The organism is Bradyrhizobium sp. Ken01 (assembly GCF_055807355.1).
Genome location: NZ_JBVVPC010000059.1, coordinates 31,212 through 42,643 on the forward strand (window position 1 = coordinate 31,212; position 11,432 = coordinate 42,643).

Sequence of the window (11,432 nt, forward strand, 5' to 3'; positions counted from 1 at the left end):
CTAAGCTTTAGTGAGAGGTAGGTCAAAAGCTACAAAGTTGCGAACCCAGCCCATACGGCAAAGTGCCAAAGCGGGCAGAGCAAGTTTGCACCATCTGCGATGACTACTTCGCTCCAAACGTGCTGGCAGCCCGAAATCGGGCATTCTGGGCTATCGGCGTCGCCTGCTTCCTAAAATTGCGTTTAATGCCACCGAAGCTACGCGTTGCAGAGCGGGCGGAGCGTGCGCAAACAGTATTTCCAAGCTTTCAATATCCTCGTCAGGAATGGCTTTCGTCGATCGAACCAACAACAGGTAAACAAAGACTGCAATGGCAACGGAAAGCAGCAGCCCGACCAAACCTTGCAGTTGAGTGCTTACCAAGAGCGCCGAGGCGGCACTCGCCAGCGCGGAAACAGTCAGCAGACCCAGATGCAACAAAGGCAATTTGCAAGACAAGCGTGACCGGAGGAACCATAGGCTCACGATCACGACATAGATCTGAACGACTGCCCTCGCGAATGCGGCACCCATAATACCGAATGTCGATACAAGTATAAAGCCGAGCACGAAGGAAATCGCGGCCCCGGTGATGTTCAAAGCAAACAGAAAGTCGCTTCGCTCCATGCCGTTGATGAAGGCCAATGGTACGACGATGTTCGCGCCTATTCCAGCTGAGCTGACAAGAACCATTGCGGGGACAACGCCCCCGGAAAAGCTCTCGCCGTAAAGCATGGGCAGCAATTTCGGAATCATGGCGCTGATGCCAAAGCACATGGGTAGTACGAAAAAGGCGACCAGCCGCATTGCGGTCTGCAATCTCGCCCTTGCCCTTTCGTGCCGATTACTCCCTATAGCTTCGGCGAAGTATGGCAGCAGGCCACCGGTAAGAAGCAAGGGCCCCTGCGTCGCCAGGCTGGCCAGAGTGAAGCCGACGGAGTAAAGTCCCACGGCGCCGCTACCCCAAAAATGACCCAAAAAGGCCATTTCCAGCCGTGCCCAGACGAGTTCGTTCGCTAGCGTGCTCGCCCAGGAGAACATAGAAAACCTGAACAAGCGAGAACGAACTTGTTCCGGTGCACGTGGCTTACCTCCAATGAGACCCGCGCAGACCAAGGCTAGCGGAAGCCACCCGGCGAAGTAGCCGAGCAATGCTCCATTAACCCCCCATGCGAGTCCGCCTACTACGACAATCAACAACTGGAGAACATTGGAGATTGCTGAAATAACGGCAAACCTGCGAAAAAGCTGCTGACCAACAAGATAACCCAGACCGAAGATTGCTAACGATTGAACAAGGTATAGGGCTATAACTAAAGCAATACTGGCTTGACCCAGCATGATTGGTGACCGGGCAGCCAAACCGAATAAATCTGCTTCATACGACGCAACGAATAATACCGCGGCTAGACAGGCCACCCCTCCGTACGGAACGAGCAGAAGGCGCGCTAACGAGGCGGCATCGTTGGCTGATTTCAGCTCGGGAAGATATCGTGTGAGGGCGGGGTAGACGCCGAGGCTGGTAATCGCGCAAGTTAATGAAATTAACCAAAGCGCAAAGGCGGCGACGCCCGTCGCTTCCACACCCAGGACTCGAGCCATTGCGACCGTGGTGGCGAACCGACCAATAGACATGATCAAGCCGGCCGCGGTACTATAGGCCGTGTTACGAGCAAATCGTTCGGTCATCATCCGATCCGGATGTTTGTGGAAGGATCATCACCGATGCGTCTAACACGGTGTGCAGTGTCGGCAAACGCAAGAGTTGCGGCACAGTAAAGGTCGAGCGGCAAGATCGTGCCGTAGGCTTTTTTGGGATTTCCGCGGAGAGCACTCCCAGGAGCAGGACTTGCTGCAGATTCCACTTATCAACCGCGATCACGTTCTGATAGAAGGATCGGCGAGCAACCCCCACAGCTTCAGCCCGGGCTGAACCAAGTTTTGCTAGTAGGAGTCTGGTTTGTGAACCAGCTAAGTCAAACGGATAAACTAAGGCCTGATCATATGCCGCTGGTGTCCGTGGTGGTGCCTACGTACAAGCGGTTACCATACCTTGCTCTCACGGTTCGATCGATATTGGCGCAAACCTATCCGGTGTTGGAGTTAATCGTCGTCGCTGACGGTCACGATCAGGAAGTGTCAGACTTCGTGGTTGGATTGCGAGACCCGAGGGCGCGTTATTTGGGCTGTCCCCGCGCTGGACGTCCAGCCGTCGCTCGAAATTTTGGAATTCGTCATGCGCGCGGAGATTACATCGCACTATGCGATGATGATGATCTCTGGAAATCGGAGAAATTACAAAAGCAAATGGAATTGATGCTCCGCGAAAAGCTCGACTTTACCTTTACGGCCTGCGCGAGCATCGACCAAAACGGTAACCCGCTGAGTCAAAGTCTGCTTGGCAATTATGGGCGCGTCGGAAAATCAAAATTTATCCTCTCTCTCGGAGGCATGATCTACAATTCCTCAATGCTGTTCTCCCGTTCGCTCTTTGAAAAGGCGGGTCCATTCGACGAGGCGCCTGGCTTGCGCAGCGGAGAGGATTATGAAATCTGCTCGCGAATGCTGGTGCATTCAGATGCATTAGGCATACGCGAACCGCTCGTAGAATACCGAACTCATGTCGGTAGCATTCAGCCTCAGACCATTTCCGAGTGGGTGTCCATGCAGGGACGAATTCAATCGGCAATTTTAGCTAACGGAAGCGCGACGGTTTGGCTTTGGCTATTACGATATGCACGAGTCCTCTATTGGGCTTTGCGAGTGCGAGCGCGAGACCTCCTGACTCACTAGGTAGACGCAACGTTCGGCACAACGCCTGGTCATTGTTCCGTAAATGCTCTGTACCCGCGACGCGGCGAGCCGATGTCCAATGGAAGACGCAGGGGACTGAGAAATGTCCGCCATGTTGCTGCTCGACCAACCCGTTAGGGGCCGCCACCCCGCTCGATTTGTATGCAGCGAGCCGATCGTTTGGGCTCGTAGTCCAGGCGGCAACATACTAGCATCTCAGGCCGACATTGCATGGATTGGACACGTTCCACGTACTTGTTAGCGCTGAACGATAGTTATCATCGACCCGTCGTCGCGCGAAGGCCGCGAGTCTCAAGTGTGCTGGTCGCAAACCGAGACAGCTCGGTTTTCGGCCACGAGACCGCGATAAGCTTTGCGCGTACTAGCGATGTTTTGGGCTATGTGGTCGAGATTCCATAGTTCCCCACTTCGGAGTGCTGTGGCCGTTAATCTTAAAACGATGGTGGCAGTTGATTCTGCGCATCCACCTGTGAGAAGCGTAGCTTATGTCAATCAATATAATCGACGCTACGGCTAGCAGTGGCTCAGCAAAACCTCTCAGATGGAATGCTGCAAAAGTCGAGTTATCGATGGTCGGAGCGATAGCAGTCGCGACGATCTGCTGGGCATTGGCGCTCAATGGCGGGTTCCAAGGTTATGATGACCTGCATTACGTTGAAGCGGCAGAGAACTGGCTTCGGGACGGTGCAAGTCTTCCAATAGACCACTGGAGTGGCAGGCTTCCCTATGTCCTTCTTTTGGCATTGAGCATAAAGCTTTTTGGCTTGAGCTCGAGTGCGCTTGTCGTGGTCAATAGCGCTCTTCTGGTGGCCCTAATCTTTGCCACCGCATGGCTCGCTAGGCTTGTGCTAGATTCCAGAGGCGCCATCCTAGCTTGTGGCATGCTAGCGTCGACGCCGCTTTTTTTTCGGGCTCCTCAGACCTTTTATCCAGAAGCCCTAGAGACTGCGCTTTTCGCGGTGGGATTTGGGTTGACGATAGTCGCGATCCGCAAGGAGATCGTTTCGAGAAGCATTGTCCTGCTGTTTTTTGCGGGCCTGCTTGGCGGGACTGCGTTGGTTTTACGTGCAACCTCAGCGGTTATTCCCATTGCGCTTAGCTTTTTTATCTTGATAGAAGTAAGGCGCATCCGGACCTCCGTAATATTTATTCTGGCGCTGGCTGCCGGCTATTGTCTGCCTTTGCTAGCCGAGGGTCTGTTCTACTACGTCATGACCGGAGACCCAATTTATCGTTATCTCGTCGACAGCAACGATGCTGTTGTCAATCCCGAGATGGTGGGCGAGACTGTACTAACGCGGGATGCCTTATTTAACCTCCACCTTGCCAAATTGTGGAGTACTTGGGCGCCGGCCGTCGTGAGGATTCACTGGTCGATTAATCACCTCGTGAATCTATTCGCGACCCCTTCGTTGCTGCTTGTGCCATACTTAGGTTTTGCAGGCATCGCTTCTGCTCTGTTTAGGCGGCGGGGGCGCTCGATTGCATTGACCGCAATCTTTATATTGGCGTCACAGTATCTACTTTATACATTTGTTTTCGCTCTCTCTCCGACGCCTCGGTATTATGCGACAACGGTGCTGCTATTTTGCATTCTCGGAGGTGCGTTTTTGGTGCGGGTGCCGAGATTGCTTCGCGGCTTCATAATAATCACACAACTACTTGTCGCCGCAATGGTCGGAACGACGCAGATTAATCCAAAGGCCATCGTTGAAGCGTTGACCGTTGACTACAAAGAAGCGTCACCGATCTATATTTCGCCAGCGATAGCCGATGCAGCTTATCTAGCATTTCAACGCGATAGGGAGCTCGCCAGGGCAGTCCGCGTAGGGTTTCCGCCCGTGGGAGGAGCGGCTCTCATCGCATGGGACGGTTGGCCTCGCGATACCTTAAAGCGGACATGCGAAGATGGTTCTGCGCAGTGGGAAGTGATCGATCAAAGCTCCAATCCGAGCTTGCTCTGGAAAGCGCTGAACGGCACTTTGCCCAGCCTAGCGACGAAGTTGCCCGAGCGGATCTCCAGCTATCTGCGACGCGATGTCGAAAACACCGCTCTTGCCATGCGCCGTTGTTGATAGTGCAGATACAGGCCAGGGCCCGGGCCACAGACAAGGCCGCCAAGTTTCAGTTACTGGTTGGATCCTAGATCAGGATATTGGCAGGTGGACGATCAGAATTCCTCGCTCTCGGCATTCGCCCACAACTATGCCAGCCCTGCGCCAGGCGCGAGGCGAGGCAGTTCCGTGATCAGGTTTTTGGCGGTCGGTGCAGTTGGCTTTCTTGTCGACGCAGGCTTTACTTATCTTTTTGTTTTCGTTGTTGGGTTCGATTATTTGCTTGCTAGGTTTCTATCATTCGTTCTCGCGGTCGGCGTTACGCTGTCATTGAATAGGACTTGGACTTTTCGTGAGGTGCGAGACCGACCTGTTTCGCGTTCTTTCATTTATGTTGTGGCTCAGGTCCTGGGTGGGATCATAAATATCGGATTATACGCAGCGGCAGCTTGGGCGGTGCCGTCTTTGAGACACTGGCTTATTATTCCGCTCTCACTTGGGTCCGCCGGAGGCCTGCTCGTGACGTACTCAATGTCTCGTTTCATCGCATTCCGGCCGACGCCAGCTAGCGATAGGGCATAATAGCGGAAACGATGGTCGTTCGGATGGCCGGTCCAGGCGCCGCTGAGGTGAAAGTCGCGATGCGACTCAGCGCCGATCTATTTGCAACAAGTTTCTGTTGTCGCGGCTACCGGTGATCCCCCACTTGTTTCTTTCTCTTTGCACGATGTCAAAGATATACGAAAAGGTTAAGAACGGGTGTTGATTGCAGAAGTGACCTGACGGCCCTAGAGAGTTTCTTACAACGGAAGAATGCCCTTTGCTATTCTCTTTGGCGCGATCGACGGAGCGAGCCTCGGTTGAGCTTTATTTGATGCATTGGGGCGTTTGTCATGGAGCGGCTGAATGCGACGCACTCTCTTTTTGATCATCGGCATATTGTTATTCGAGGGACTTTACTGGTCAGCTCTCGCGAGGGCGGACGAGAGTACGCGGAAAGAAGCAAATCTCTACTCTCCTATGACGCTGGAACAAGAGCGCGCCTTGCAACCGATGGAAACATTCCGCGAATGCCGCGATTGTCCGGAACTAGTGGTTGTTCCCTCCGGGTCGTTTACGATGGGGGCCGCTGATGGCATGCCGTTCAAATTCATGGTGGGACTGCTCGGATCCGATCAGAAAGCTGAGTTTCCTGCTCTCCACCGAGTGACTATTGAACAGACTTTTGCTGCTGGTCGCATGCCGGTCACGTTTGCCGAATGGGACGCGTGCGTGGCCGATGGAGGGTGCGCAAGTTACAGACCATTTGATCAAGGTTGGGGGAGGGGTTTGCGTCCGGTGATCAATGTCTCTTGGAATGACGCAGTTTCATACGCTTCTTGGCTGTCCCGAAAGACCGGGAAATCGTACCGGCTGCTTTCTGAGGCCGAATTCGAATATGTTGCTAAAGCCGGAAGCGAGACAGCTTACCCGTGGGGCACTGAAATAGGGGCGGAGCAAGAAAATTGTGACGGATGCGGCAGCTTGTGGGACAAGAGCAAGGTTAGCCAACCGCTTGCTGCCAACTCCTTCGGCGTTTATAAGCCCGCCGAGAATCCATGCGGTCGCGACTCCAGTCTTAGAGCGCCTCCTTGCAATGTCTGGGAGTGGGTCGAGGATTGTGACCACGGAAATCGCGCTGGCCATGGAAATTATGTCGGGGCGCCCACTGACGGGTCGGCGTGGACTGAGCGGACGTGCCGTCGTCACGTGGTTCGCGGCGGTGTTTGGTATTACTATCCGCAATTCTTGAGATCCGCATATCGGAGTGCGTTCAACGACGTATATCGCAACTATTTTCTTGGTTTTCGAGTTGCGAGATCTTTAGCGCGCTAGCAGGCTGTTGAAGAACTCAGCCGCGTTCGCAAACGAAGGCTAAATCGTCGCCATTGTGGATGTAGAAGTGGCCAACGAGCCTGCCCGCAGCGCCGGTCATAGCTCATCCGCGACCACAGGACGGACGATTCTCGTCGTGCCCTTCCCATGAGAAATGTTCCTCCGGTGTAAGCGTCGTTCTCAGGTCACGCGTTTGATGTCGTGACGGCAAAGGGCCCACGGAAGCAACTGATCGATGTCACTGTTCGAATGGCCGTTGACAATCCTGGTGAGGCCATCGGTCAGGTAAGCGAGCGGATCGACGTCGTTCAGCTTACAGGTTTCGAGCAGGGAGGCGATGATGGCCCAATGTTCGGCGCTGCCGTCGGAGCCTGTGATCAGCGCATTTTTACGGTTCAACGTGATCCGACCGATCGAGCGCTCGAGGGCGTTATTGTGGAGCTCAATACGGCCATCATCGATGAAGAGCTTCAGGCCATCCCAGCGCGAGAGAGCGCATAGCGAATTGCGTCTGCCAGCTAGCCTTTTGGCCGATCAACGCGAGCTTTGCGCCCAGCCACAGCTCGAAGGCTCCGCCAGCGGCCGGCTTATCTGTTGTCGAAGGAGACGACGTTCCTCGGCGGCCTTGATCAGCGAACCGCCGCGTCCGCGGAACACGAAGACATCTCCGGCGAACGGATCACGACCAAGGGCTTTCCTGCACCAACAATGACAAACCCTCCACGCCCTTGCGCATTTCAGTGTAGGCGGTCGCAATCCAGATGTGTGCGCTCGAACAGACCGGGATCATCGACGCTCCAGAACCTGCAGCACCCGCGCCTGCGCTGCCGCATCGACGCTGGCGTCGACAATCACTCGACGATCCCTGCCAATCACGATCACCATCTGCCTGCTCGTCGCTGTGGCAGCAACCGCCGGCTTGACCTCCGCGGCAAGGACGACCCGCGCAAAGCCGGATTGCTCGCTTTGAGGGCTGATCGGTCGGGACCGAACGCGCGCCGCCATGTCCAGCAACGAACGTGATATGCCATGGCGTCTTGCTGCCGACGATATCGCGCGCGGCGCTTCAAAGCTTTCCTGCACGATCCGCAGCTTTTCGTAATCCGACCAGCGTCGCCGGCGACCAGTCTCAACCACCTCAAGCCGTTCAAGCTGAGTACTGCGCTTATGGCTGTCCATCAGGACTGTTACGCACCAATTGGACTAATCCAACAAGGCGGCCCTCGCCGGAGGGAGACTCTGCATGGTAGGTTTTGTCAGGGCCAAGCGTGATCGCTGTCGGCCGGTCGGCACAAGGCTCGATCATGAGCAGTGCGGCTACCCGCGCGGCATGCCCGTCGGCCTGCGTCAGGCAGACGTCGATCCGTCGACCGGCAGGCCGCGGCGGTTCTCCGAATCTCGTCGTCGGAGCCAATGAATCACGGTCGCCGGTCCGCGGCGAGCGCCTTTTTCAAAAGTCTGCTAGAAAGGAAAGAATACGAGATGGCTCGTGCGCGCTGGCTCGCAACCGGGATCCGCGGCTGTTACTCTAGGGGCGCACATAGCAAGTCCAAATTTACTAGATATTTACTAGCTTTCTGACGACAGAAGTAATTTTTACCGAATCGGAATAGGGGAAGGGACTACGCTACATCAAAGTCTGTAAAGACGGGTATTGCATGACCAACTGCATCGCCAAGGACTTGAAGATCGAGATCACGCATTCTCCGCAATCTGCGAGGAAAGCGGCAATCGCCTTCGCCAAATACTTGGACCCAAAACTATCGGCTCGGCGCCGCCGCACCTACAAAATCTCCTTGAGCAGCTCGCAAAGCTAGATCACGAGGCGACGCCCTTCCTTGTCCCCGCGCTTGAGGATTTGCTTTTCGCTCCTGAAGATTGCCTCATTAAAAAGGCCCGCCCAATCAGCAGCCGGTAAAGCGAAAATCAGGCCCCTCGCACAATTCACGCAAATACGCCCTTGCATACTCCTCCAACTCGTGAGGATCGGTCCGGCCGGTCGAGGCAAGGGTAGTGATGTAACGAGTAACTCTCTCCCGCGACTGCGCCAAGGCGACAGGATTCATTTCCAGTACTGGCGGATAAGCCCGCAAAGCTCGGTTAACGATCTGCTCCATCGCGGACTCCGAAACACTGCACCGCAATGTGCGCATTGCAGCATTCCCGCTTTATTGCGTCAAGATTGTTTTTAACTCCTACAACCGTCGCGTGAGTAAGAGGTCTCCGCACCGGAGCCTTGCGCGCTAATTCGTGCCCCCAATCTCGTTATGTGCTGAGCAAAAATTGAGTGGTGCCGCCACTCAGCCAATGATTCCTCCTTCAGAAGCCGAGCTATCAGCCCCCCGTGACCGGCTTCGACAGCTCCCAGTTGCTCAAGCTGAGAACCCTACTTCATAGCTGTGTATAGCAATGCGACACAGCAGTCATCATACCGAAACACCCCAACAAGGCGGCCCACAGGGGAGTGACACTTTTCCATGACCGTTCATGACACAATTGCGACACTAGACGAACCAAGTCCTGCGATTTGTTTACTGCAGCGGTATATCGCGGGACAGTGCTTTGCGAGTTTTGAAACAACCGACGGAATCAGAATGCGCCTATTCTGAAATCACGTCGACCCTTGATTCCTCACAGCGATTGGATGGGGTTGCACCAACGAATAGAGGAGAAACTCTCCGCTACTCTTCGCCGATGCCTTGGATCGTTGCTATCCTCTTAAGCATCATCATGTGGGGGGCACTTGCTTGGGCAGCTTTGGCTTTATTCCCCAATCGCCCGCTAACCAGTCCGTGCAATCGCGGGAGTTGCGCGACAATCAACTCGATTGATTAGGTTCGCCTCGGTGGGGACTAAGCTTCAACATTTCGTCGATGTATACTCGGGCGGCTTCATGCCAGGAAAAATTGCCAACCCGTTTTCTACCCTTATCAATTAGCTCCTGGCGCGATCCTTTGTTGTGGGCCAACGCCAATATGTGGTCGCTCCACTCCGTCGGGCGGTCAGAATCCGCGTAAAGCACGGCATTTCCTCCGACCTCGGGCAAACTCGCTGAGTTAGCCGCAATGACCGGGCAGCCCCACACCATGGCCTCCAACAGCGGCGTTCCGAATCCTTCCGTTTTGGATGGAAAGGCGAAACACAACGCATTCTGGAATAACGCGGCTAACTGGTCGTCGCTAACGTAACCTACGTAGTGAATGTTTCGTCCTACTCTGGTTTGCGCCCCGGAAGAGAAGATTCCGAAAGCGCCGCCTGCCACAACGATATCTATGTCGGCGGCATCGAGAATTGGAGCTGCCCTTAAGATTACGTCGATATTCTTGTGTTTGGCCCGGCTTCCGAGCAACAAAACATAGGACCGGCGTGCGAAGTTAACCTGGTGGGGATCCGCGCGAGAAGGATCCCACTTAAGCGCGTGCTCATGACCATTGTAAGCTATAAAAAGCTTATGGGCCGAGCAGACACGGTACCTCACCAGCATCTCGGCCGAAAACTTTGATACCGTACCGATACGGCGCGCCCGGTGTCCAATCAAGGGCAGGAGATTGCGGTACACCATTCCAAAGGCGCGCGAATAGCTTTCCGGTGCGACAAACGTGTTTACATCATGAATACAAACAATATGACGGCTTGAAATCAGCGGTCCAGAATTGCCAAGGCTCAAGGTTCCGCCACGTTCGTACCACGGGAGCACGAATTGGTCCCAAAGGTGGCCACCACCTAATCTCGTCGTAACGGTGCTATCAATCGGGGGGAGATACTGAGCACCGGGAGGAGCCACAAATTGCAATTCAAGTTGTCGTGCAATGTCGTCATCTCGAGCCAAAATGTTCTTCATCGCAAGGACTATCTCGCGCGAATACCGCTGCACGCCGGTTTGACCTTGGGCTGCAAAGCGCCCATTTATGCTCCAAACTGTCGCCGTTTTGGTTGCGGATGCAACGGGGGAACTGAGACTTATTTGCATGGCAGCTCGCGTAGAGACAAAGGCCAGTATTGCCAGATGAGAAACTTCATTTTTCGGTGCTTCCACCCTCCGGCGCTTAGTACGTTAGTTGGTGACACCACGGCTGACGGTTGTCTATAGCGCCTGCATCAGGTAACCTGAGAATCTCAGGGGGTTGATTCCTGCACCGTGTCTGACTGAAGGACACTCCTTATCATGCCCGCGACCTCTTGGATATCGGCCGCCGACATATCCGACCATGTTGGCAGCCAGAGCGCTTTGCGGAAGGGACGGCCAGAGGGCTCGTGCATCAATTCCAGATCGAGCGCATGCAGCCATTATTTCTTCTCGTCGGTTGCTGGAAACAGCATAGAGCAAACGGCCTCACCTGCCATTGCGCAACAGGTCGACGCTTAACGGGCAGATCGGCTATTAAAGTGTCGTAAAGTGCGGCCACGCGAGCTCGCCCCATCAACAATTCGGACCATCGGTCCCTGACGAAGAGCCACCGCCGCGACAAGAGCGATCTCGGCCGCCTGCCAGGCACGATCGGCCTCAGATGGCTGTTTCTCCATGACGAACCATCGCGACAGCACAGCTTCGTCTCCTTGCCTTTGCCCTTGCAGTACAGCTTGGCATCCGGTGGCGAAGCATGGTGAACCGCCCCGGGTTTGCCGGAGGCGGGTTTGGTTTAAGTTATGCCGCCATAGCTTGTTGTTCCAGCATGGCGTAGTAGCGTTGCTCGGCTTCGGCTGGTGGGA

The 11,432-nt window shown here is 54.8% G+C and carries 8 protein-coding genes and 2 pseudogenes; 4 read left to right on the forward strand and 6 right to left on the reverse strand.

Annotated features, from left to right (window positions below):
* Positions 1-150 precede the first annotated feature (150 nt).
* A complete protein-coding gene (locus AC0L3S_RS34925) occupies positions 151-1,668 on the reverse strand; it encodes an oligosaccharide flippase family protein (RefSeq protein WP_473284303.1) in 1,518 nt (505 codons plus the stop codon).
* Between the two features lie 273 nt (positions 1,669-1,941).
* On the opposite strand from AC0L3S_RS34925, the gene AC0L3S_RS34930 reads away from it, so the two are divergent.
* The 4 genes from AC0L3S_RS34930 (at position 1,942) to AC0L3S_RS34945 (ending at position 6,722) form a co-directional block, all read left to right on the forward strand.
* Entirely contained in the window at positions 1,942-2,772 is an 831-nt protein-coding gene (locus AC0L3S_RS34930; protein WP_473284305.1) for a glycosyltransferase family 2 protein, read from the forward strand.
* 590 nt (positions 2,773-3,362) lie between these two features.
* Complete coding sequence (locus tag AC0L3S_RS34935) at positions 3,363-4,868, forward strand: ArnT family glycosyltransferase (protein ID WP_473284307.1); 1,506 nt, start codon at positions 3,363-3,365, stop codon at positions 4,866-4,868.
* A gap of 168 nt (positions 4,869-5,036) precedes the next feature.
* Positions 5,037-5,429 carry a GtrA family protein gene (locus tag AC0L3S_RS34940; protein ID WP_473284319.1) on the forward strand — a complete coding sequence of 131 codons (393 nt, stop codon included), beginning with the start codon at positions 5,037-5,039 and terminating at the stop codon, positions 5,427-5,429.
* 324 nt (positions 5,430-5,753) lie between these two features.
* Positions 5,754-6,722, forward strand: a complete 969-nt coding sequence (locus AC0L3S_RS34945; RefSeq protein WP_473284309.1) for a formylglycine-generating enzyme family protein — start codon at positions 5,754-5,756, stop codon at positions 6,720-6,722.
* A 180-nt stretch (positions 6,723-6,902) separates the two neighbouring features.
* Here AC0L3S_RS34945 and AC0L3S_RS34950 read toward each other — a convergent pair.
* From AC0L3S_RS34950 to AC0L3S_RS34970, 5 genes and pseudogenes are all read right to left on the reverse strand, one after another.
* A pseudogene (locus AC0L3S_RS34950) lies at positions 6,903-7,349 on the reverse strand (IS66 family transposase); the annotation flags it as partial.
* Between the two features lie 159 nt (positions 7,350-7,508).
* Positions 7,509-7,901: a transposase gene (locus AC0L3S_RS34955; RefSeq protein ID WP_473284311.1), complete on the reverse strand. Its 393-nt coding sequence runs from the start codon at positions 7,899-7,901 to the stop codon at positions 7,509-7,511.
* A 63-nt stretch (positions 7,902-7,964) separates the two neighbouring features.
* A pseudogene (locus AC0L3S_RS34960) lies at positions 7,965-8,094 on the reverse strand (IS5/IS1182 family transposase); the annotation flags it as partial.
* A gap of 532 nt (positions 8,095-8,626) precedes the next feature.
* Complete coding sequence (locus AC0L3S_RS34965; RefSeq protein WP_473284313.1) at positions 8,627-8,839, reverse strand: hypothetical protein; 213 nt, start codon at positions 8,837-8,839, stop codon at positions 8,627-8,629.
* A gap of 701 nt (positions 8,840-9,540) precedes the next feature.
* Positions 9,541-10,758: a glycosyltransferase family 4 protein gene (locus AC0L3S_RS34970; RefSeq protein WP_473284315.1), complete on the reverse strand. Its 1,218-nt coding sequence runs from the start codon at positions 10,756-10,758 to the stop codon at positions 9,541-9,543.
* Positions 10,759-11,432 lie beyond the last annotated feature (674 nt).

Bases quoted from the DNA above. Each gene is read 5' to 3' on its own strand.
- AC0L3S_RS34965 (WP_473284313.1), bottom strand. From the start codon at position 8,839: ATGGAGCAGATCGTTAACCGAGCTTTGCGGGCTTATCCGCCAGTACTG.
- AC0L3S_RS34945 (WP_473284309.1), top strand. From the start codon at position 5,754: ATGCGACGCACTCTCTTTTTGATCATCGGCATATTGTTATTCGAGGGA.
- AC0L3S_RS34955 (WP_473284311.1), bottom strand. From the start codon at position 7,901: ATGGACAGCCATAAGCGCAGTACTCAGCTTGAACGGCTTGAGGTGGTT.
- AC0L3S_RS34935 (WP_473284307.1), top strand. From the start codon at position 3,363: ATGGTCGGAGCGATAGCAGTCGCGACGATCTGCTGGGCATTGGCGCTC.
- AC0L3S_RS34925 (WP_473284303.1), bottom strand. From the start codon at position 1,668: ATGACCGAACGATTTGCTCGTAACACGGCCTATAGTACCGCGGCCGGC.